At 70.8% G+C, this 22,432-nt stretch carries 21 protein-coding genes; 5 read left to right on the top strand and 16 right to left on the bottom strand.

What is annotated here, in order from left to right; genetic code table 11:
* Positions 1-83: 83 nt before the first annotated feature.
* From ASD28_RS22050 to ASD28_RS22020, 8 genes are all read right to left on the bottom strand, one after another.
* On the bottom strand, positions 84-2,045 hold the full coding sequence (locus tag ASD28_RS22050; protein ID WP_056133352.1) for a CocE/NonD family hydrolase: 1,962 nt from the start codon (positions 2,043-2,045) through the stop codon (positions 84-86).
* Positions 2,042-3,898 carry a hypothetical protein gene (locus ASD28_RS22045; RefSeq protein ID WP_056133350.1) on the bottom strand — a complete coding sequence of 619 codons (1,857 nt, stop codon included), beginning with the start codon at positions 3,896-3,898 and terminating at the stop codon, positions 2,042-2,044. Before ASD28_RS22045 ends, ASD28_RS22050 begins: the two co-directional genes overlap by 4 nt.
* A 9-nt stretch (positions 3,899-3,907) precedes the next feature.
* Positions 3,908-4,828, bottom strand: a complete 921-nt coding sequence (locus ASD28_RS22040; protein ID WP_056133347.1) for an ABC transporter ATP-binding protein — start codon at positions 4,826-4,828, stop codon at positions 3,908-3,910.
* Positions 4,825-5,235: a GntR family transcriptional regulator gene (locus ASD28_RS22035; RefSeq protein ID WP_056133343.1), complete on the bottom strand. Its 411-nt coding sequence runs from the start codon at positions 5,233-5,235 to the stop codon at positions 4,825-4,827. The genes ASD28_RS22040 and ASD28_RS22035 overlap by 4 nt, the downstream gene beginning before the upstream one ends.
* Positions 5,236-5,311: 76 nt before the next feature.
* The gene (locus ASD28_RS22030; RefSeq protein WP_056133340.1) at positions 5,312-6,349 is read right to left on the bottom strand and encodes a HupE/UreJ family protein; all 1,038 of its coding nucleotides are present in this window, start codon (positions 6,347-6,349) and stop codon (positions 5,312-5,314) included.
* Positions 6,346-6,621: a hypothetical protein gene (locus tag ASD28_RS32325; RefSeq protein WP_160410463.1), complete on the bottom strand. Its 276-nt coding sequence runs from the start codon at positions 6,619-6,621 to the stop codon at positions 6,346-6,348. Before ASD28_RS32325 ends, ASD28_RS22030 begins: the two co-directional genes overlap by 4 nt.
* A 78-nt stretch (positions 6,622-6,699) precedes the next feature.
* Positions 6,700-7,497, bottom strand: a complete 798-nt coding sequence (locus ASD28_RS22025) for a DUF2145 domain-containing protein (RefSeq protein WP_056133337.1) — start codon at positions 7,495-7,497, stop codon at positions 6,700-6,702.
* Entirely contained in the window at positions 7,481-7,876 is a 396-nt protein-coding gene (locus ASD28_RS22020; protein ID WP_056133334.1) for a hypothetical protein, read from the bottom strand. Before ASD28_RS22020 ends, ASD28_RS22025 begins: the two co-directional genes overlap by 17 nt.
* A 241-nt stretch (positions 7,877-8,117) precedes the next feature.
* On the opposite strand from ASD28_RS22020, the gene paoA reads away from it, so the two are divergent.
* Genes paoA through ASD28_RS22000 form a run of 4 tightly spaced genes read left to right on the top strand, consistent with a single transcriptional unit; the run spans position 8,118 to position 14,762 of the window.
* Positions 8,118-8,780, top strand: a complete 663-nt coding sequence (gene paoA / locus ASD28_RS22015; RefSeq protein ID WP_056133332.1) for an aldehyde dehydrogenase iron-sulfur subunit PaoA — start codon at positions 8,118-8,120, stop codon at positions 8,778-8,780.
* Positions 8,777-9,730, top strand: coding sequence for a xanthine dehydrogenase family protein subunit M (locus ASD28_RS22010; RefSeq protein WP_056133330.1), 954 nt, complete (start codon positions 8,777-8,779; stop codon positions 9,728-9,730). Before paoA ends, ASD28_RS22010 begins: the two co-directional genes overlap by 4 nt.
* Before the next feature lie 10 nt (positions 9,731-9,740).
* Positions 9,741-11,945: an aldehyde oxidoreductase molybdenum-binding subunit PaoC gene (gene paoC / locus ASD28_RS22005; RefSeq protein WP_056133327.1), complete on the top strand. Its 2,205-nt coding sequence runs from the start codon at positions 9,741-9,743 to the stop codon at positions 11,943-11,945.
* 33 nt (positions 11,946-11,978) lie between these two features.
* On the top strand, positions 11,979-14,762 hold the full coding sequence (locus tag ASD28_RS22000) for a PAS domain-containing protein (protein WP_056133324.1): 2,784 nt from the start codon (positions 11,979-11,981) through the stop codon (positions 14,760-14,762).
* An 80-nt stretch (positions 14,763-14,842) separates the two neighbouring features.
* On the opposite strand, the gene ASD28_RS21995 is transcribed toward ASD28_RS22000, so the two are convergent.
* Entirely contained in the window at positions 14,843-16,561 is a 1,719-nt protein-coding gene (locus ASD28_RS21995; RefSeq protein ID WP_056133319.1) for an MFS transporter, read from the bottom strand.
* Between the two features lie 142 nt (positions 16,562-16,703).
* Between ASD28_RS21995 and ASD28_RS21990 the strand changes: the two genes are divergently transcribed.
* Positions 16,704-17,702, top strand: coding sequence for an alpha/beta fold hydrolase (locus tag ASD28_RS21990; RefSeq protein ID WP_056133316.1), 999 nt, complete (start codon positions 16,704-16,706; stop codon positions 17,700-17,702).
* Here ASD28_RS21990 and mdcH read toward each other — a convergent pair.
* From mdcH to ASD28_RS21955, 7 genes are all read right to left on the bottom strand, one after another.
* A complete protein-coding gene (gene mdcH, locus ASD28_RS21985; protein WP_056133313.1) occupies positions 17,696-18,613 on the bottom strand; it encodes a malonate decarboxylase subunit epsilon in 918 nt (305 codons plus the stop codon). The genes ASD28_RS21990 and mdcH overlap by 7 nt on opposite strands.
* On the bottom strand, positions 18,610-19,203 hold the full coding sequence (locus tag ASD28_RS21980; protein ID WP_056133310.1) for a malonate decarboxylase holo-ACP synthase: 594 nt from the start codon (positions 19,201-19,203) through the stop codon (positions 18,610-18,612). Before ASD28_RS21980 ends, mdcH begins: the two co-directional genes overlap by 4 nt.
* Before the next feature lies 1 nt (position 19,204).
* Positions 19,205-19,969, bottom strand: a complete 765-nt coding sequence (gene madM, locus ASD28_RS21975; RefSeq protein ID WP_056133307.1) for a malonate transporter subunit MadM — start codon at positions 19,967-19,969, stop codon at positions 19,205-19,207.
* 11 nt (positions 19,970-19,980) lie between these two features.
* Positions 19,981-20,382: a malonate transporter subunit MadL gene (madL, locus tag ASD28_RS21970; RefSeq protein WP_056133304.1), complete on the bottom strand. Its 402-nt coding sequence runs from the start codon at positions 20,380-20,382 to the stop codon at positions 19,981-19,983.
* A gap of 75 nt (positions 20,383-20,457) precedes the next feature.
* Entirely contained in the window at positions 20,458-21,279 is an 822-nt protein-coding gene (gene mdcE / locus ASD28_RS21965; RefSeq protein WP_056133301.1) for a biotin-independent malonate decarboxylase subunit gamma, read from the bottom strand.
* A complete protein-coding gene (locus ASD28_RS21960; RefSeq protein ID WP_056133299.1) occupies positions 21,276-22,124 on the bottom strand; it encodes a biotin-independent malonate decarboxylase subunit beta in 849 nt (282 codons plus the stop codon). Before ASD28_RS21960 ends, mdcE begins: the two co-directional genes overlap by 4 nt.
* Positions 22,121-22,432 (bottom strand): malonate decarboxylase subunit delta, encoded by a 312-nt coding sequence (locus ASD28_RS21955; protein ID WP_056133297.1) that lies wholly within the window; start codon positions 22,430-22,432, stop codon positions 22,121-22,123. The genes ASD28_RS21960 and ASD28_RS21955 overlap by 4 nt, the downstream gene beginning before the upstream one ends.

Below are 22,432 nucleotides of genomic sequence, written 5' to 3'. Positions count from 1 at the left end.
AATTTCGAGAACTTGTTCAAGTTTTAACTGATGGAAATGGCGGTATTGATACGGCATGTTGCACAAAAGCGTGCGTGCCGGACTCAGTGCGCCGGCAGGACGAGCAGCTGCAGGCCCGACGGCGTCTGCGCCGCGTGGTAGACGCGCTGCGTGGCCGCCTTGAAGTCTTCCGGCTTCGCCTTCGGGATCGTGACGAACGTCTGCGGGTTCAGGTCGACGAGCGGGAACCAGGAACTCTGCACCTGCACCATGATGCGGTGGCCGCGGCGGAACGTGTGGTTGACGTCGCCCAGGTGGTAACTGATCGCCTCGACCTTGCCGGGCACGAACGGTTCCGGATGCTCGTAGCCGTTGCGGAACTTGCCGCGCAGCGGATTCGCGCGCACGAGCTGCTGGTAACCGGCCAGCGTGTCGCGCGGCGGCGCGACGTCGTTGGCGTTCCCACGCGGCGGCTGCTCGCCAGCCGGATACTCGGCCGGGTACACGTCGATGAGCTTCACGACCCAGTCCGAGTCCGTGCCGGTGGTCGACACGAACAGCTTCGGCGTGACGGGCCCGGCGACCGTGACGTCCTCGTCGAGCACCTCGGTCTGGTACACGAGGACGTCCGGGCGCGTGGCGGCGAAGCGCTGGTCCGACACCATGTATTCCTGCGGCACCGACGTGGCCGGGTAGCCGATGTACGGCACGGGCTTGTTCGGGTCGGACACGTATTCGTCGAACCCCGCGCCCGCGGCGGGCTGCTGCCACGCCAGCGTGCCGTTCTGACCGAAGTACAGGGTGCGCGCCTTCGCCTGCACGGGCGGCCAGGCGGTATAGCGGCGCCACACGTTGGAGCCGGTCTCGAACGCCGTCACTTCCGCGATGGGCTGCGCCGGCTTGACGCCCTTGAGCTGCTGTTCGAAGAACGGGAACTGGATGTGCTGGCGAAAGTATTCGCCCGTCTTGCTGTCGAACGAGACCCGGCCCAGCTGCTTGCCGTCGTAGCGCGCCCACCCGCCGTGCACCCACGGGCCCATCACGAGGCCGTTGAAGATGGCCGGGTTGTTCTTCCCGATGGCGTGGTAGGTCGTGAACGGGCCTTGCGGATCCTCGGCGTCGAACCAGCCGCCCACCGTCAGCACGGCCGCCTTCACGTTTTTCAAATGCGGGGCGATGGCGCGCGTCTGCCAGAAGCTGTCGTAGGTGTCGTGCTCGATCGTCGGCGCGAGCAATGCGCGCTGGTTGTCCGTCAGCGTGCCGAGGATGTTCGTCAAGGTGCGGTGCTTCAGGAAGAAGTCGTACGAGTCGGCGGCGCCGTAGTCGAAGTCGGCCCACGTCTTCGGCAGCGGGGTCGGGTTCTGCTGCTCGGTGAACGACGCGTAGAAGCCGAAGTTCGCGGCCAGCATGAAGGCGCCGCCGTGATAGGAGTCGTCGCCCATGTACAGGTCCGTCACGGGCGCCTGCGGGGACGCGGCCTTGATCGCGGGGTGCGAATCGATGATGCTCGCGGACGTGTAGAAGCCCGGATAGCTGATGCCGTAGATGCCGGCCTTGCCGTTGTTGTTCGGGACGTGCTTCAGCAGCCATTCCATCGTGTCGTACATGTCCTGGCTTTCCTGGCCTTCGCCGGCGGCCCGCCGCGGGTTCACGTGCGGCGTCATCTCCTGCCACCTGCCCTCGGACATGTAGCGGCCCCGCACATCCTGCTTGACGAAGATGTAGCCCGCGTCCTCGAATTCCTTCGACGGTCCGATCTGCTTCGGGAACCAGTCCTCGCCGTAGTGCAGCTCGCCCTCGGCCCGCACGCCCGCGCTGTACGGCGTACGGTTGATGAGGAACGGGTACGTCTTCGATGCATCCTTGGGCACGTAGACGACGGTGAACAGCTTCGTCCCGTCCCGCATCGGGATGCGGTATTCGTACTTGGTGTACGTTTCGCGCAGGTCGCGCGGGGCGGGCTTCGCGTCGTCGGCCGCGTGGGCGGCCGGGGGCAGGGCGGAACATGCGAGGGCCGCCAGCAGGGTAAGCAGGGGCAGGCGTGCGGGCAGGGAGCGACGGGTCATGACTTCCTTGGCAGGTCGATAAAACCGCCAGTATAGATGGCGCCCTGGCCGGCCGTCACGGCCTGCCGCCGCGGCTGCAGGATCATCAGCGACAGCAGCGCCGGTACGCCGAGCAGCAGGCACGCCAGGCACCACGCGATGCGGGCCGTGCGGCCGAGGCCCGCGCGCCGGGTCCACCACGCCGCACCCGCGCCGGCGAGGAGCGCGGCGACGAGCGCGGCGGCCCGCACGATGGCCGGACGCGGCTGCAGCAGGGGCGCGAACCGGCCGACGCCGTAGTCCGGGACGCTGCCGTTGTCGATCAGCAGGTCGGGCAGCGTCACGAGCGCGTGCAGCGCGGGCGACACCCACCAACCGCGGTGCTCGAACAGCGGCGGAAGGTCGTGCGCCAGCGTGCGCCGGCTGACTTCCTGCACGCGGCCCGTCTTGTCGACGAGGTAGGTCACCTGGTCCGACGCGGGCGAACCGTCGAACTGGCGCCGGCCGTACACGAAGCTCACGAGCATGCCGTCGGGGACCTGCGCGGCTTCCGCGAGCGCGAGGTCGCCATACGGGAGCGGCAGGCGCACGTCGGTCGCGGAGACGGGTGCCGCGGTCGCCGGGGCGAGGATCGCGACGCGGCGGTTGGTGAGGACGAGCATGCGCTGCCCGAGCACGGCGACGCCGCCTACCTGCTCCTGGCCATCCACGCGCAGGACGTGGCGCATGCGCATGCCCGGTTGCTCGACCCGGTACAGGTTGTGGGCGTCGTACATCCACTGGAGACCCTGCCGGTCGCCGAGGGCGTCCGGCACCGTGTCGAAGCGTTCGGGCGTGCCCGGGCCGCCCGCGCCGAAGGTGCCCTGGTCCGTGCGGTCGCGCGGATTGATGCCGCGGTACTGCATGCGGTCGTGGCTGAACGTCCACAGGGTTTCGCCCTTGACGAACCGTACCTGGCCCTGTGTCGTCAGGATGCCGCGCACGCCGTATTGGCGAATGGCGTTCGGGACGCGGACCATCGTGCCCGCGTCCAGCGCGGCCCGCCACCCGGCCGCGCGGGGATCCGCGCTGCCCGCCAGCGCGGCCCTCATCCGCGTCACCGGGTCCGAACGGTACGCCGCCGTCGGGCCGCCCGCGGGCGTCGGCGTCATGACCTGCGGATGCGTGCCGGTGGCCACCAGGCCCGCCTGGTACAGCATCGAGCCCGCCCACAACACGGCGACGTACAGGCACGCCTGCAGCGGCAGGGCGGAGGCGGCGGTGGCGACGGTGTCGTCCGCCGTGCTGCGGCCCGGGCGGAATACCGTGTAGAGGAGTCCCAGCAGGATGGCGGCGCTGGCCGCCGTCAGTCCCAGCACCGTCGAGGCGGTGGCCAGGCGGATCGTCAGCACGGTGGGCAGCACGAAGACCACGAACGCCCAGCGGCTGCGGTGCAGCGTGATGTAGCCGCCGGCCAGCCACCCGGTCAATGCGGACAGCGCGAGGTACGCGGCGCCCGCGTAGTGGCGCGCGTCGACGACGCTGCGGGTGTAATGCGCCTGGATGCGCAGCGCCGCGCACAGGGGCAGCGCGACGGCCACGGCGCTCAGCACGGCCGCCGCCAGCACCAGGGCCGCCAGGATGCGGGCGCGGTGGACGGGCCGGTGCTGCAGCCAGATCCAGCGGCTCGGCTGGCGGTAGCTGCCGAACTGGTAGACCGCGAGGGCGTGGCCGGACAGCACGTAGAAGCCCAGCATGATGATGTGCAGGCCGACCGGCCCGTTGGGGACGTCCAGCATCTGCTGCAGCACGGCCAGGGCGATGAAATTCGCGAGCGCGTACGCAGCGGCGCCGTTCCGGAAACGGCGCAGTTCGGCGAGGAAGAATTCGAGCATGGGGTCTCCTTACGCGGCAAGCAGGTTGGCCACGGGCCGGGCGTGACCGTGGGCGAGGAAGGCGTTCACGGCGCGGTCCAGGCCCAGCGGCATCGCCTGGACCGAGTGCGCGCCCAGCAGCTTGAGGCGCGCGCCGAAGCTGTCGTCCTGGTCGAACACGACGACGTGGGTCAGGTCGTCGATGACCTGCACCTGCAGCACGCCGGGCAGCTGGCGGACTTCGGGCACCTTGGCGGGAAACGCCGCGATCCACAGCCGGATGCGCTCGCAGAAGTCGTCCGGGCCGCTCATGTAGCGCATGCGCCCGCGCTCGAGGATCACGAGGTTGTCGGCGACGCGTTCGATCTCGTCCATCTGGTGCGAGCAATAGACGACGGTGGCGCCGGCGTCGTCCAGGGTGCCCTGCAGCATGGCGTCGAGGAAGGCGCGCTTGGCGACGACGTCGAGGCCCAGCGTGGGTTCGTCGAGGATCAGCAGCTCGGGGCCCTGCGCCAGCGCCATGGCGAGGTTCAGTCCCGCGCGTTCGCCGCGCGACAGCTCGCCGATGCGCTGGCCGGGTTCGACGTTGAAATGGCCCAGCACGTCGTCGTAGCGCGCGTCGTTCCAGCGCGGGTACTGGCGGCGCTGCATGTCCGTGAGGTCGCGCACGCGCATCCACGCCGGCAGCGTGTGCTCTTCGTTGACGAAGCCGATGCGTTCGCGCAGCGCGGGCGTCAGGCGGCGGCAGTCGTGGCCGAGGATGCGCGCGCGGCCGCTGGCGGCGGGCTCGAAGCCGAGCAGCACGCGGAACAGCGACGATTTGCCGGCGCCGTTGGCGCCCACGAAGGCGTGGATGCCGCCGCGCGGCAGGCGCAAGGTCAGGTGGTCGAGGGCGGGCTTGCGCTTGTAGACGAGGCACAGGTCCTCGGTATCGATGGCGTAATCGCTCATGCGGTTTTTTTCGTCTCGTAGTTGGAAAGGTCGGCCGCCACGCGGTCGAGGATGGTCTGCTGCGGATAATCGAGGCCGATCACGTCGCTGACGAAGCGGTCGACCGCCTCGGCCAGGCGGCGTTCGCGTTCCTCGTCCGACAGGCGCTGGCGCTGCTCGGCCACGAACAATCCGAGTCCGGTGCGGGACAACAGCCAGCCTTCCGCCGTCAGTTCGGCATAGGCCTTGGCCACCGTGTTCGGGTTGATCGACAGCTGCTGCGCCAGGCCGCGCACGCTGGGCAGCGCGTCGCCCGGCAGCAGGTCGCCGCCTGCGATCTGGCGCTTGATACCGTCGGTGATCTGGCGGGTGATGGGGCGCGGATCGCCGGTCACGATCTGCAGCATCAAAAGGGCACGTCGGGTCATGGTGAATTCACTGTACTAGTACGGGTAGTACAGTAGCACCGGTGTTGCGCCGTCGTCAAGTGTCGTGGACGTGGCGTCAGCGCTTGGCGGGCAGCCACGCCGTACGGCGCCGCACCAGCAGGCCCGCGGCCACCGCCACGGCGAGCGTGGCGGCCAGCAGTGCCGCCTGGGCGAGCGCGCACCCGGCGGCGAACGCGAGGATGGCGGCGGCCAGCTGCCAGCCGTCCAGGTCCAGCGCGCCCACGGTCCCGGCGGCGGCCAGGCCGTACAGCAGGCCGCAGCCGGTGGCGTACCACGTCTCGCGTCCCGCGAACACGGGACGCACGGCGTGCACGGCCGCCAGCACGAGGGCGCCCGCGGCCAGTGCGTGGAGGATGTCGGCGGGCACCCGGAACCAGCCGGGCGCGCCCGCCAGCAGGGCGAGCGTCTGCCCGAGTGCGAACGCGGTGCCGATGCGCGCCAGCAGGGACGGCGAGCGCACGGCCGCCGGCACGGCCAGCACGAGCAGGAGCAGCAGGTAGCGTCCGCCGTCCGCCGCGTGGCGCACGCCCAGCCTGCAGGCGGCCAGCCAGCCGCGCCAGGCGCCATCGCGACCCCGGTCGACGGCGACGCGGCCGCGCGGCGCATCCAGCAGCGCGATCGTGGCCGGGTGGCTGGCCAGCACGCCGCCGTGCCAGTCGCTGCGGATGGCGAGGCGGGTCGGATGGCCGGGCAGTTCGCGCGCGATGGCGTCGTAGCCGAGTACGAAGCTGCGCGGGCTGGCGCCGGCGGGCGGCACGAGGACCGCGTGCGCGACGAGGACCTGCGGATCCGCATCGACGGCGACGCGCATGTCCGCGAGTTCCACCCACCAGTGGCGGCCGTCGGCGCTGACGGGATCGATGTGCGCGCCCAGGTAGCGCGCGAGTTCCGCATGCAGGCGGCCCCGCACGGGGAGCGGCGAGGCCGGCAGCGGCCGCCCCAGCGCCAGCGCGAGATCGCGCAGCGGCAGGCGCAGTTCGGCCAGCACGGCGTCGTCGCGGAATTCGAGCAGCACTTCCGAGCCGGATGCCGCGGCGCTGCCGGACCAGGCCAGCGCAAGCCAGACGAGGACGAGGCGCAGGACGAGGCTCACGGCGTGTGCGCGGCCCCGGGCGCGGACGGATGGAGCACCGGCGCGGTGGCGACGCGCACGAGTGGCGCCCGCACCGGGACGACGTCGCCGCCGGCGCGTGCGGCGAGCAGCATGGGGACCGCCAGCGCGAGGCTGGCGGCGAGCTGTTTGTAGGGCAGGGCGGGCAGGTGCATGGTCTCGTGTCGTTTCCTGCGCCGGAGTATGGACGCGCTGGCCGTCAAGGTGCTGACGGTTTGTGTAAATCCTTGCAAAGATGCGCCGGTCCGCGCCATCCCCGCTCATGGGTCGAACGAGGCAAGGATAGCAGCCGGAATGTGTCGCAAAATTCAAGAATTGTCACATCGGCGTATTTATTCGACGACGAGCACGCGTGCCTGTGGATCGCGCTCCCGCACGAAATTCACGACGGCGTTCGTCGTCACGGTGTCGATCTGCCCGGCCATGCGCCGGTCGAACGGGTGGTCGTCGAACGCCACGTTGGCGCGCAACATGCGGGCGCCCAGGCGCGTCACGGCCGGGATGTCCACCGTCGGCACGCGGTAGCCCTGGGCCTTCAGCCACGCTTGCGCCTCGGCGCGCGTCTCGACGGCGCCCGCAGGCGCGCTGGCGGCGGCCAGCGTCTCCAGCACCCACTGGTTCGAATTCTGGTAGCGGGTCGAGTACACGTAGGACAGCATGTTGTAGCGCGGTTCGTGCAGCCGACGCGCCGTGCGGCCCGCGGCGAGTGCCGCCACGCGCGCCTGCGCGTCCGGGCCGGGGATCACGACCTGGGCCCGGTAGCGGTACAGGTCCGTCAGGAAGAAATTGCCGACGCCTTCCACGAACAGGTCCGAGTCCGCCGTCCCGCACGTATTCAGCTCGTGGACGACGGTCCAGCGGCCCGCCGCATGGTCGCGCACGGCGATGCCCATGTGCGAGTACTCCACCCCGTATTTGCTGAGGTCCTGGCCGGCGCGGGCGATGATCGCGACGCTGGCGCCGCTCGCGTCGAGGGCGGCGAACGTGCGTTGGGCGAGTTCCAGCGACCGGCGCACTTCGTCCACGCTCAGGGGCTCGTCGCGGCAGGCCTGGCCCGCATGCGCCGGCAGCGCCGTCGTCAACATCAGCGCGCAGGCCAGCCCGGCCAGGCGGTCAGGACGCGCGCGCATGGTGCAGCAACGCCTGGCCGACTTCGTTCGGGATGAACGCGATCACCTTGCCGGACAGGACCAGCGCATGGCCGGCCGCCATGGCGACCACATGCAGCACGGTCCCGGCGCCGATCGACAGGCCGCGCGCCGCCGCGCCGGACAGCCGGACGGTGGCGCGGCTGGCCTGGCCCGCGCCCTCCAGCACGACCTCGATGCCGTCGCCCACGGTTTCGACGCTCGCCACGACGGCGCTGCCGGTGACGCCCACGACGGCGATCGAGCCGAGTGCGACGCTGCCCGCGAGTTCGCTGGCGGCATGCGACGGCGCCGACGCATCGGCGGCATGGGCACTTGCACAGGCCAGGCCAAACAGGGTTGCAAGCAACAGGCGCTTCATGATTCCTCCTTGTTTTTGAACGTGGCGCCATCTTGCCCGTCGTTCCGGGCCGGGCCAAGGCCATGTCGCGGCGGGTGCACGGTGTGCGCCGTACGGTATCGGAATGTGCTACCGGCCGGCGGTGACTGGTTGGAAATGCCGAATCTACGCATGGACGCGCGTATCGTGCACGGGTACCCGGGCGATCGGATTTAATATGCGCAATCTGACGACGATGCCGTACACAGGAGGGAGCGTACTCATGATCGACTCGAGCGACATCAACCAGACGCGGCGCGACCTGCTGATCGGCGGCGCGCTGTCCGCCACGGCCGCGGCATTGCCGCCCATGGCGTCCGCCCAGGGACCGGAGCCAGGCCAGCCGCCCGCCGCCGCCGCCACGCCGGCGCCGGTGACGGCCAGGGTGGCGTTGCGTGTAAATGGCCAGCGCTACGAGCTGGACCTCGACACGCGCACCACCTTGCTCGACATGCTGCGCGAGCACCTGCGCCTGACGGGCACCAAGAAGGGCTGCGACCAGGGCCAGTGCGGCGCCTGCACGGTCATCGTGGACGGCCGCCGGATCAATTCCTGCCTCAGCCTCGCCGTGATGCACGAGGGCGCGGACGTCACGACCATCGAAGGCCTCGGGACGCCCGAGAAGCTGCATCCGCTGCAGGCCGCATTCGTGAAGCACGACGGCTACCAGTGCGGCTACTGCACGCCGGGGCAGATCTGCTCCGCCGTCGCCGCGCTGGACGAGATCCGGCGCGGCGTCCCGAGCCACGCCAGCGCCGACCTGGACGCGCAACCGCTGCTGTCGCCGGCCGAGCTGCGCGAACGCATGAGCGGCAACATCTGCCGCTGCGGCGCGTACTCGAACATCATCGAGGCGATCACGGAATATGCGGGGAGGCCGGCATGAAGGCGTTCACCTACCAGCGCGCCCGCACTCCGGCGGAAGCGGCGGCCGCCGCCGCGCAGCATCCGGGCGCGCGCTTCATCGCGGGCGGGACCAACCTGCTGGACCTGATGAAACTGGAGATCGAGACGCCGCCGCACCTCGTCGATGTCAACGGCCTGGGCCTCGACAGGATAGCGCCGGCGCAGGACGGCGGCCTGCGTGTGGGCGCCTTGGTGCGCAACACGGACCTCGCGGCCGATGCGCGCGTGCGGCGCGACTACGCGGTGCTGTCGCGCGCCTTGCTCGCGGGCGCGTCGGCGCAGTTGCGCAACAAGGCGACGACGGCGGGCAACCTGCTGCAGCGCACCCGCTGTCCGTACTTCTACGACACGAACATGGCCTGCAACAAGCGCAAGCCGGGCAGCGGCTGCTCGGCCATCGGCGGTTTTACGCGCCAGCTGGCGATCGTCGGCCATAGCGAGGCGTGCATCGCGACGCACCCGAGCGACATGGCCGTCGCCATGCAACTGCTGGACGTGGGCGTGGAAACGGTGCGCCCGGACGGCTCGGCGCGCACCATCCCCATCGCGGATTTCTACCGCCTGCCGGGCGGCACGCCGCACATCGAGAACACCCTCGCGCCGGGCGAGTTGATCACGGCGGTGACCTTGCCGAAGCCGCTGGGCGGCAAGCACTATTACCACAAGGTGCGCGACCGCTCGTCGTATGCGTTCGCGCTGGTGTCCGTCGCCGCGGTCGTGCAGCCGGACGGCAGCGGGCGCGTGGCGCTGGGCGGCGTCGCGCACCGGCCCTGGCGCGTACCGGCGGCGGAAGCGGCCATGCCGCGCGGCGCGCAGGCCGTGACGGACGGACTGCTGGCCGGCGTGCGCGTCACGAGCGACAACGCGTTCAAGGTCCCGCTGGTCCAGCGCACGCTGGCGTCCGTGCTGGCCGATGCACGGCAGGCATGAGGAGGCACCCATGAAATTCACGACACCCGCCACCACGAATCCCATCGACCGCCTGCAGGTCATCGGCAAGCCGACCGACCGCATCGACGGTCCGTTCAAGACGACGGGCACGGCACCGTACGCGTACGAACAGCACAAGGTGGCGCCGAACGCCGCGTATGGCTGGGTCGTCGGCGCCGGCATCGCGAAGGGCACCATCAGGCGCATCGACACGCGTGCCGCGCGGGCGGCGCCCGGCGTGCTCGCGGTGATCACGCACGAGAACGCGGGCAAGCTCGCCAAGGGCAAGTACAACACGGCGCACCTGCTGGGCGGGCCGGAGATCCAGCACTACCACCAGGCCGTGGCGCTCATCGTCGCGGAGACGTTCGAACAGGCGCGCGCCGCCGCGGCGCTGCTGCACGTGGAATACGCGCCGGTCAACGGCGTCTACGACCTGGAAGCGGCGATGAACGCCGCCGGGCCGGCCAGCAAGGACAAGGCGAAATCGACGACGAAGGTCGGCAACTTCGAAGCTGCTTTCGCATCCGCGCCCGTGAAACTGGACGCGACGTACAAGACGCCGGACCAGACGCACGCGATGATGGAACCGCACGCGTCGACGGCCGTGTGGCAGGGCGACACGCTGACCCTGTACACCGCGAACCAGATGATCAACTGGGGCAAGAAGGACATGGCGCGGACGCTCGGCATCCCCGAGGAAAACGTGCGCCTCGTGTCGCCCTACATCGGCGGCGGCTTCGGCGGCAAGCTGTTCCTCCGGTCGGAAGCGCTGCTGGCCGCGCTGGGCGCGAAGGCCGTCGGCCGGCCCGTGAAGGTCACGTTGCAGCGCGCCCTCATGATGAACAACACGACGCACCGGCCGGCGACGATCCAGCACATCCGCATCGGCGCCACGCGCGAAGGCCGCATCACGGCGATCGCGCACGAGAGCTGGTCGGGCGACCTGCCGGACGGCGGACCGGAGACCGCGGTGAACCAGACCCGGTTGCTGTACGCCGGCCCGAACCGCTTCACGCAGATGCGTCTCGCCGTGCTCGACCTCGCGGAAGGCAATGCGATGCGCGCGCCGGGCGAGGCGCCGGGCATGATGGCGCTGGAAATCGCGATGGACGAGCTGGCGGAAAAGCTGCAGATGGACCCCGTCACGCTGCGCATCGTGAACGACACGACGGTCGATCCGGAAAAGCCGGGCCGCAGATTCTCGCAGCGGCGCTTCGTCGACACGCTGCGCCTCGGCGCGGAACGCTTCGGGTGGAACCGGCGCAATCCGAAACCTGGCCAGGTACGCGACGGCCGCTGGCTCGTGGGCTACGGCATGGCGGCCGCGTTCCGCAACAATCTCGTGATGAAGTCGGCGGCGCGCGTGCGCCTGGAGCGCGACGGCACCGTCACCGTCGAAACGGACATGACCGACATCGGCACCGGCACCTATACCATCGTCGGCCAGACGGCGGCCGAGATGCTGGGCGTGCCGCTGTCGCGCGTGACGGTGCGGCTGGGCGATTCGGCATATCCCGTGTCGGCCGGCTCCGGCGGCCAGTGGGGCGGCAACAGCTCGACGGCCGGGGTGTACGCCGCCTGTGTCAAGCTGCGCGAGAACGTGGCGAAGAAGCTGGGCCTCGACCCCGCGCAGGCCGATTTCAGCGGCGGCATGGTGCGCGCCGGCGGCAAGGCGCTGCCGCTGGAGCAGGCATCGCGCGAGGCGGACGTGATCGGCGAGGACACCATGGAATACGGTGACCTCGACAAGAGGTACCAGCAGTCGACGTTCGGCGCCCACTTCGTCGAGGTCGCGGTCGACGCGGCGACGGCGGAAGTGCGCGTGCGGCGCATGCTGGCCGTGTGCGCGGCCGGGCGCATCCTGAATCCGAAATCCGCGCGCAGCCAGGTGATCGGCGCGATGACGATGGGCGTGGGTGCCGCGCTGATGGAAGACCTCGTCGTCGACAAGCGCGCCGGCTTCTTCGTCAACCACGACCTGGCCGGCTACGAAGTGCCGGTGCACGCCGACATCCCGCACCAGGAGGTCATCTTCCTCGACGAGACGGATCCGGTCTCGTCGCCGATGAAGGCGAAGGGCGTGGGCGAGCTGGGGATCTGCGGCGTGGCGGCGGCGGTGGCGAACGCCATCTACAACGCGACCGGCGTGCGGGTGCGCGACTATCCCGTCACGCTCGACAAGCTGCTGCCCGGGATGCCCCGCTATGCGTGACCCCGGTAGAATGGCGCTTTTGGCCACGACATCATGAACGATTCTGCCGGCGGGTTGTCCGCACCGGGCGTCGAACGCATCCTGCGCGCGCGGGACTGGACGGCATCCCCACTGGGGGCGCCGGCGACGTGGCCGCCGGCGCTCGCGTACGCGGCCCGGTTCTTCCTCGACGCCACGCTGCCCACGTTCGTCGGCTGGGGCGACGCGCCGGGACTGCTCTACAACGACGCGGCCGTGCCGCTGGTCGGCGCGTACCATCCCGCCCTGCTGGGCGGCAGCCTCGCCGACTGGCCCGAGGCCTGGAGCGAGCTGCGGCCGCACGTGGCGCGCGCGCTGGCGGGCGAATCGTTCCGCGTCGGCCGGCCCGCATGCCCGCTCGGTGAATACGACGATGCGCCGGCGTGGCTCGAACTCGCGTTCGCGCCGCTGCGCGACCTGGACGGCACGGTGCGCGGCTTCACGTGCATCGTGTCCGGCACCGGCGCGCTGCGGCCCGTCGACGCGGAATTCCGCGCCATCTGCGACGCGATGCCGCACATGGTGTGGTCCACGCTGGCGGACGGCTATCACGACTTCTACAACCAGCGCTGGTACGAGTTCACCGGCATGCGCGAAGGCGACACGGACGGCGAGCGCTGGAACGCGATGTTCCACGCGGACGACCGGGAGCGCGCGTGGGAAGCCTGGCGCCACTCGCTGGAGACCGGCACGCCGTACGAGATCGAATACCGCCTGCGGCACCGCAGCGGCGAATACCGCTGGGTGCTGGGCCGCGCCCAGCCCGTGCGCGACGCGCAGGGACGCATCGCGCGCTGGATGGGCACCTGCACCGACATCCATCAGCAGAAGCGCAACGAGGAAGCCCTGCAGGATGCGCGCATGCGCCTGTCGGCGGCGCTGGTGGCGGCCGACATCGGCACCTGGACGTACGACCTCGCGCACGACCGCGTGTACGCCGACCGCAACCTGGCCGGCATCTACGGCGTCGACGAGGCGACGGCGGGAGGCGGTCCGCTGTCCGCCTACCTGGCGGGCGTGCACCCGGACGACGTGGCGCACACGCGGCGCTGCATCGAGGACGCCCTGGCGACCGGCGACGGCTTCGAATGCACGTACCGTGTGCGGCGTGCGGACGGCACCTGGCGCGACGTGCTCGCGCGCGGCAAGGTCACGCTCGATGCCGCCGGCCGGCCCGCCTGGCTGCCGGGCGTCGTGCTCGACATCAGCGGGCAGAAACGCGCCGAGGAAGCGCTGCGCGCGAGCGAGATGCGCTTCGCGCGCCTGGCCGAATCGAACGTGGTGGGCATCGTGCGCTACCGCATGGACGGTACCCTGATCGACGCCAACCAGGCCTTCCTCGATATGCTGGGCTACACGCGCGAGGAGTTCGAGCGCGACGGCCTCGAGTCGCGCATGCTCACGCCGCCGGAATGGGCCGACGCCACTGCGCGCGCGATGGAAGAGCTGCGCACGACCGGGCGCATGGAAAACCTCGTCAAGGAATACTTGCGCAAGGACGGCAGCCGGGTGAGCGTGCAGATGGGCTCCGTCACGATGGATCATCCGGCGACGGAAGGCGTGGCCGTGATGGTCGACGTCACGCCGATCCAGGACGCGCAGCGCGCCCTTCGCGAGGCCGACCGGCGCAAGGACGAGTTCCTCGCGATGCTGGCGCACGAGCTGCGCAATCCGCTCGCGCCGATCACGGCGGCCGCCGACTTCCTCAAGGTCGGCCGGCTGGACGAGGACCGCGTGCGCCAGGTGACGACGATCATCGGCCGCCAGGCGCGCCACATGACAGGGTTGATCGACGACCTGCTCGACGTCTCGCGCGTCACGCGCGGGCTGATCACGCTGGACCGCGCGCCCGTGCCGTTGGCGGGTGTCATCGGCGAGGCCGTGGAACAGGTGCGGCCGCAGGTCAGGGCGAAGTCGCACCATCTCGAATTGCACCTGCCGTCGGACGACGCGCAGGTGGAAGGCGACCGCAAGCGCCTCGTGCAGGTCTTCGCCAACATCCTCGGCAACGCGGCCAAGTACACGCCGGACGGCGGGCGCATCGACGTGCACGTGCGGCTCGACGGCGCCAGCGTCGCCGTCGACGTGTGCGACAACGGCATCGGCATGGCGCCGGAGCTGGCGGCGCGCGCGTTCGACCTGTTCTCGCAGGCCGAGCGCAGCGCGGACCGGTCGCAGGGCGGCCTCGGGATCGGCCTCGCGCTCGTGAAGAGCCTCGTGGAGCTGCACGACGGGACCGTGGCCGCGCACAGCGACGGGCCGGGGCGGGGCAGCCGCTTCACCGTCGTGCTGCCGCGCCTGGCCAGCGACACCGACGACGCGTTCGCCGAGCCGGTGGCGACGGGCGCCGCCGCCCCGGCCGAGGCGCTGGAAGTGCTGATCGTGGACGACAACGTGGACGCGGCGCAGATCCTCGCCATGTACATCGAGGCCGTGGGCCACCGCGCGACCGTGTGGCACAGCCCCGGCAAGGCGCTCGCGTACGCGGCCGAGCGGCACCCGGACGTGTGCGTGCTCGACATCGGCCTGCCCGAATTCGACGGCCACGAGCTGGCGCGCCGCCTGCGCGCGCTGCCCGGCATGGCGGACGTGCCGCTGGTCGCCGTCAGCGGCTACGGCCAGGCGCGTGACCGCGAGCGGGCGCTGGCGGCCGGCTTCGACCGCCATTTCGTCAAGCCCGTGATGGCGGCGGACATTCTCGATGTGCTGGACGGCGTGGCGGCCCGGCGCGAGCAGCTACGCAACGTCTTTCCCGCGCAGGCGGGAACCCATGTTGAAGTGCCGAAGCCAACCCGTTGAGAGACTGCGGAATTGTCGACGTAGCGAAGTCTTTTACTGAGCATGGATCCCCGCGTACGCGAGGATGACGTGCCATATGCTTACTTTGCGGCCGGCCGCGCGAAAAACGCGTCGATCTCTTCCAGCGTCTTGCCGCGCGTCTCGGGCAGCAGGAAGGCGGACGCGAGGAAGTACACGACCGTGCACGCGGCGCCAAAGAAGAAGATCGTGGAATAGCCGTGGCGGCCGACGGTCGGCAGGAACACGGCCGCGATCGACGTCGACACGAACTGGTTGATCAACAGCGCGATGCTCATGCCGTTCGAGCGGATCCGCGTCGGCATCAGCTCGGACAGCGCGAGCCACACGCAGACGCCCGGCCCGATGGCGAAGCTCGCGACGAACAGGCAGATCGCCACCGCGACGAGCCACCCGTGGCCCGCCGTCGGCAGTGGTCCGAGGCGTGCGGCTTCGATCGAAAACGGCGCGGTGGCCGCCGCGGCCGGATCCGGGAACGGGTTCAGGTGCAGGCGGCGGAACGCGGCGCCGATCACGCTGTCGGGCTGCACGGTGTCGGCGCGGCGCGCGTCCAGCCGCGGTAGGGCGGGATCGTCGCTGCGCATGCTGGCCACGTTCGTGAACGGGCCGTACGCATACGCGACCGTCAGCACCTGCGGCGGGCCGGCCGGGTCGGCGCCGAGCGCACGCAGGGTCGGCGCGTCGAGGCGCAGCGCCAGGCCGTCGTCGCGCGCTTGCGCGGTCACCTGCGCGCTCACGTCGCGCTGCCGGATCTCGTTCGCGCGGAACAGCAGGCCGACAGTCAGCAGCGCGACGACGATGCCGGCCGTGCCCACCATCAGCAGGAAGCGGCGGCCCTTGCGGTCCACGAGCAGCACGGCGACGATCGTCATCAGCGCGTTCAGCACTTTCAGCAGCACGTCCGCCAGGTTGGCGCTGGCGCCGGACAGGCCCGCGCGGTTGAGGATGTTGACGACGTATGCCAGCACGGAATTGATGCCGGTCGCCTGGTTGCAGGCGAGGATCAGGCAGGCCAGCAGGAACGGCAGCACGTAGCGGCGCGACAGCAGCGGGTCCGTCGCGCGCGCACCCTGCATGGGCGTCGCTTCCCGCTTGCCGCGCTGCGCGAGCCAGCGCGGCGATTCGGCCAGCAGCAGGCAGCCCAGCGTAAAGACGACACCGGGCGTGAGGCACATCCAGAAGATGCCGCGCCACGCGTGGTCCTTGGCGGCCAGCACCGCGGCGGCACGGGCCGCATCCGGGAGCACCGCCGCGGCCTCCGTCGCGACCTGCACGCTGCGCGCCTGCACGAGCCCGATCACGGCGGCAGCCACGAGGCCCACCGTGAGCAGCAGCTGGAACAGCGCGGCGCCGCGTCCGCGCCGGTCCGCCGGCAGGCACTCGGCGAGATACAGCGGCACGATCACGCCGATGAGTCCTCCGCTCACCCCCTGCAGCAGGCGTCCGCACAGCAGCGCGACATAGCCGTCCGCGAGCGCGATCAGGGGAATGCTGGCGACGAACAGCGCGCCCGACACGACCATCGCGGGACGGCGCCCGATGAAGTCGGCGAGCAGGCCGGCGAACAGCGACGACAGCACGGACCCGAGCAGCACGGCCGCCACGACGAACGAGAGTTGCTGGGCATTGAGCTTCCACGCCAGCGCGGCCGTCGATTCCAGGTAAGGCAGCGCGCCCGCGATGATGCCGACGTCGATGCCGTACAGCAGGCCGCCCATGCCGGCGATGAACAGCAGGTAGCGGGTGGACCAGGCGGGGGATCTCGAGAGGGCTGCCGTCATGTCGTCTCCAGTCGGTTTTTTGGGCTCAGTGTAACCTCCGCGCACCGCTCGGGTGTGTCAAATCTTGCGGTGTGGAGATTGGTGAGCTTTCACGCCGGCGCCGCGCGCTAGGATGGCGGTTTCCCACTTTTCCGGAGATTCCATGGCGCGTCCCGTCCTGCTTTCCCTCGTGCTGGCCAGCGTATCGACCGGCGCGGTCTGCGCCGCCATGAACGACGCCGACCGCGAGTTCGCCCGCCCGCACCAGATGGTCGACATCGGCGGACGCCGCCTGAACCTGTACTGCGCGGGCAGCGGGCCGGTGACCGTCGTGTTCGACGCGCCGTCGGGGGATGGCGGCTGGACGTGGCACGGCGTGCAGCCGAAGGTGGCGGCGCGCACGCGTGCCTGCGTGTACGACCGCGCGGCGCGCGGCTTCAGCGACCCGTCGCCGCTGCCGCCCACGTTCGGCAATGCCGTGTCCGACCTGCACGCGCTGCTCGGCAAGGCCGGCATCGCGCCGCCTTACGTCCTCGTCGGGAACTCGTTCGGCGGCGCGGCCGTCCAGTTGTATGCGTACCGCTATCCGCGGGATGTGAAGGCGCTCGTGCTTGTCGAAGCAGGGCACGAGGACGAAGAAAAGCGGATCAACGCCGCGTCGCAGGGCAAGCTGAAACAGTTCTACGACGCGCAGAACCGGTTCATCGAGCAGTGCGCGCAGGCGGCCCGCAAAGGATTCGAACTGGGGAGCGATTTGTTCGCCGCCTGCACGGGCGGCACGGGCACGGCGTATGGCCGCGAACTGGCGGCCGCGCGCCTCGCGACGGTGCGCCAACCCGCGTACTGGGACGATCTCGTCGCGGGCAACAAGGCGGGCGACGCGAGCGAAGCGGAGTTGCGGGCCGCGCGCCGCAGTTTCGGCGACCTGCCGCTCGTCGTGCTCGTGCGCGGCGTGAGCCCGTACGCGGTGCCGGGCAAGCCGCAGAGTGCCCTGAACAAGGCGACGGAGGCGGAAAACCTGGCGATCCAGAAGGACATCGCCGCGCTGTCCACGCGCGCCAGTCTGCACGTCGTGGCGGGCGCGTCGCACATTATCCAGGCCGACAAGCCGCAAGCCGTCGTCGACGCCGTGAACGAGGCGCTGGACCGCGCCGGCTACTGATCCGCGCGCGCGACCTGCACCAGCGTATCGAGCCGGTTGCCGTCGGCGCACAGGGCGATGCCGGCGCCGAAGTCGGCTTCGAGCGCGAGCCGCGTCAGCACGGACCCGCTGGGCATTTCCAGCGCCGTGCGGGCGCCCCGTTCCCACGCGTGGCGCAACGTATCCGCCCACAGCACGGGGCGCGCCATGTTCGCGGCGAGGTCCGCCATGATCCGGTCGGCGTCGAACAGCGCACGCGCCGCGCTGCTGCTGACATACGTGATGCGCGGGCGCTTGCGCGGCACCTGGTCGCAGGCACAGGCGAGCGTGCGCGCCTGGTCGTCCAGCAGCGGCGAGTGGGAGGGCACCGGCACCGCGAGCCGCTCCGCGCGGGTGGCGCCGTGCGCCAGGGCCAGCGCGGCGACGGCGTCCAGGGCGGGCGCGCTGCCCGAGACGACGAGTTGCCGCGGCGCGTTCAGGTTCGCCAGGTACGCCGGCCCGTGGACCTGCGCCAGCAGCGGTTCCAGCTGCTGGCGCGTGAGCCCGCCGATCGCGGTCATGCCGTAGTCGTGCGGGTACGCATCCTCCATCAGCCGGGCGCGCAGTTCGACGAGGCGCACGGCATCGCTAAAATCCAGCACGCCGGCGACGACGGCCGCGGGCCAGGCGCCGATCGACAAGCCGGCCACCATCCGCGGCACCGCGCAGTGCGCCGCCAGCACGCGCGCCATGGCGACGCCCGCCACCAGCAGCGATAACTGGACGGCGACGGTGGAACGCAGTGCCTCGGCGGCGTCCAGTGCGAGGACGTCGCGGCCCAATGCTTGCGTGGCCTCGGCCAGCGTGCGTTCCGTTGCGGGGTGCGCAGGCAGCGCGTGCAGCATGCCGGGCTTTTGCGCGCCCTGGCCGGGAAAGGTGAACAGCACGGTCATGCGGCCTCCCAGGGATCGTCGACGAGACGGGGACCGGCGTCCGTCTTGAGCAGCACGCGCCCGCCGCGCGCATATTCCGCGAGCGCGAAGCCGCCGGCGCCCGTATCGAGCTGGATGTCGAGTCGGCACGGCTGGCCGTCCGACAGTGCGCACAGCGCCTCGATCAACCCGGCGGACGGCCGGCGCGGCAGGCGCACGAGCAGATCGAGGTCGCTCGACGCGCGCAGCACGGGCAGGCCGCACGCGAGCCAGAAGCCCGCACCGCCGGCCGGCCCCCAGTCGACGTCGAGCGCATCCAGCCGCGGGGCCAGCGCGCGCAGGGCCGCGATGCAGGGAAGATCGCCGTCTGCCGTGCGGGCCCGCGCCGCCAGCATGCGCGGGGTGACGATGGACGCCACATCGCTGGCGGCGACGTAGCCTTTGCACCGTTCGTTGCGTGCCAGGCCGCGTGCGCCCACGGGGACGATGCCCGGCGCCGTCGCCTCCCTCCGCACGACCAGCGGCGCGGCCGGATCCAGCCAGTCCGGCCGCGCACCGTCGCACGCGAACGCGTCGGGCCGGCGGACGAACAGCAGGTCGTGCGGGACCATGTCAGCCCACCAGCGCGCGGGTCGCGAAGAACAGCAGAGACGGGCCGAGGAGGCAGCCGAGGCCCGTGTGGAACGTCGCGACGAGGGCGCCGTACGGCACGAGCCTGCGGTCGGTGGCGGCGAGACCCGCCGAGACGCCGCTGACCGTGCCGGCCAGCCCGCCGAACACCATCGCCGAGCGCGGCGTAGACAGGCGCAGGAAGCGCGCCGCCATCGGCGTGCCGACCATGACCATGATCGCCTTCACGAGACCCGTCGCGATCGACAGCGCCATGATTTCCGAGCTGGCACCGATCGCGGCGCCCGTCACTGGTCCGACGATGTAGGTGACGGCGCCGGCGCCGATGGTCGTGATGCTGACGGCGTCGCGGTAGCCGAAGCCCCACGCCACGCTGGCGCCCACGATGAACGGCAGCACGGTGCCGAGCATCAGCGCGACGACGCCCACGAGGCCGGCCTTTTTCGCTTCCACGACCTGCACTTCGAAGGCGGTGGCGACGATGGCGAAGTCGCGCAGCATGGCGCCGCCCATCAGGCCGACACCGGCGAACAGGGTGACGTCCGCGAGGCCTTTCTGGCCGCCGGTCTGGATGCCGCCCCAGTAGGCGAGGCCGAGGCCGATGAGGATGGCGATGGCGGAGCCGTGCACGCGGCCGAACGTGAGGCGGCGCGACAGCTGCATCGACACGATCATCACGAGGCCCACGAGGGCGAAGGCGAGCACGAGGCCGTTGTGTTTCGCGGTTTTTTCCAGGAGTTCGAGCATGGCGGCCTCCGTCAGGCGCGTTGGGTGGCGACGCGGGCGTCTGCGTCCGCTTCGGGGACCGGGCGTTCGCCGCGGTTGATCAGCGAGACGCACACCGCGCACACGAGGACCGAGGCGAGGGCGGCGAGCAGCGCGACGGGTCCGCCGCGCAGCGCCGAGACGACGTTCTGCTGGGCCGCCATCGCGACGACGACCGGGATGTACATCGCGCCCCAGAACGCGACGCCCATTTCGGTCTGCTGCGGCATCAGGCCGCGCTTGTGCAGCCACAGGCGGGCGCAGATCAGCAGGATCATGGCGATGCCCACCCCGCCGACGTTGGTCTTGGCGCCCAGCAGCGCCCCGAGCAGGTCGCCCAGGAAGATGCCGAGCAGGTGGCAGATGGCCAGCAATGCGGTTCCGTAGATAATCATGTGTGTCTCCTCTTTTTCCAGAAAAAGGTGGACCGGCCGAAGGTATTGTTGTTGGCGGCCGGGTACTGCGGGGAATTATTCGTCGCCCTCCCATTCCGCTGCGAGCAGCGCGCGTACTGACCGCGAGGCGCCCCGGTGTTGGCCGCGCAGGCGGCAGGACAGGTCACGGCGCGGGTCCTCGAGGATATCCGCCAGCGCCGCTTCCAGTGCGCCGTGGACGAGGGCGATGTCCTGCTCGTCCGGCAGCGCCAGGTTCGTCAGCTGCAGCACCTCGTGCAGGATGCCGAGCGACGCGAAGCTGCGGATGTCGTAGGCCATCGGGGGCACGCTGGCCGCGAGCCTTTCCAGTGCCTCGACGGAGCGCAGGGTCACGCGGGCGGCCGAGGCCTTGCCCATCGCGTGCACCGCGACGGCCGGGTCGTCGAGCGCGATCAGCCGGTTGGCCTGGTAGCCGTGCGCGAGGAACGCGCCGGACATCGCGAGACCCACGATCAGCCCGATGACGGGGTGGCCGGCCTGGCGTGCGTCCGCATACGCGGCCACGGCGGCGGCCAGCGCCTGGTGGATGCCGTATGCTTCCTCGCGCCGGCCATAGGCCTGGCTCGGGACGTCGATGACGGCGACGATGGCGCGCTTGTCGGACGCGTCCCGGTCCAGGTCGATGACGTCGCGCACGGCCTGGGCGAGACGCCAGCCCTCGACGAGGCCCACTTCGCCGTTGCGGGCGCGGGGAAATGCGTTGTCGGGGTCGGGCACGACGGCGATGTAGCGTGCGGGCCGGCCAGCCAGGATGGCGTCGCAGGCGTGCACGGTGGTCCAGTCGTGGGCCGGGTGGGCCCCGCCCGTGAGCAGGCGCAGCCACATGGCGCCGCGCGAGGCGTGGTTCGTGTCCATCATTCGAGTCCTTTCGCATAGAGTTCACGGACGTCCTGCGCCGTGGCCTGCCGGTCCGTATCGACCCGTTCGAGGCAGGCGAGGAAATCCGCCGCGCGGTCGCTGCGGTGCAGCGCCGGCACGCCGCGGGCGAAACAGTCGATCACGCTCGCGCGCACGGCGGCCGTGTCGTCGTCCACGCAGGCATCGGCCAGGTGCGTCGCGGCGCGCTGCTCGCCGCCTGTCAGGCCCCAGATCAGCGCGCGCTGGCGTGCGTCGAATTCGGCGACGCCCGCTTCCTGCTCGATGACCTGCGGACCGTTCAGGCCCAGCCGGGCCTCGCGCGTCATCACGAAGTACGAGCACAGGCCGGCCGCGATCGACATGCCGCCGTAGCAGCCCACGGTGCCCGCGCTGATGCCGATGACGGGACGGTGGCGGCGCAGGGCGACGATGGCGGACTGGATCTCGGCGATGCCGGCCAGGCCCAGGTTCGCTTCCTGCAGGCGCACGCCGCCCGTCTCGAACACGATCACGGCCTGCGTCGGGGTGCCCTGTTCGTTGTCGCGCAGCGCCAGTTCCAGCGCGCCGGCGATCTTGGCGGCGCCGATTTCTCCCATGCTGCCGCCCTGGAACGCGCCTTCGATCGCCAGCGCGACGGTGGGCAGGCCAGCGAGCTTGCCCTTGGCGACGACGACGCCGTCGTCGGCCTGGGTGACGAGGTGCTGCATGGCGAGCCACGGCGAGTGCAGGCGTGCGAACGGGCCGGCCAGTTCGCGGAACGTGCCCGGGTCGAGCAGCGCCTGCGCGCGGCTGCGGGCACCCCGTTCGATGAAGCTGTCGCGCTTCAACAGGTTCTCGATGTTCATGGCGTGCCTCCGTTGTTCGCTGACTGTTCGTACGCCTGCTCGATGCGCATGCGGACGACGCCCGGCGTCGCGCCGTTGTCGTTGATCTCGATGTGCGCGGCCGGCAGGTCGCCGGCGCCGAACACGCGCTCCAGCAGCGCCTTCCACGTGGCGCCATAGCCGTCGACGGACGTCTGCACGGACACCTTCGTGCGGCCGGCGGTTGCGGGCTCCAGCAGCACTTCCAGGTCGCCGGAGCTGACGACGCCGCTGACGGTGCGCCCAAGCGCGCTCTGGCCGGCGGCAAATTCGTATTCCAGTCTCTCCAT

Origin of the sequence: Massilia sp. Root133, from assembly GCF_001426525.1 — a bacterium.
GTDB lineage: Bacteria > Pseudomonadota > Gammaproteobacteria > Burkholderiales > Burkholderiaceae_D > Telluria > Telluria orientalis.
This window is presented reverse-complemented; position numbering and strand designations above follow the sequence as displayed.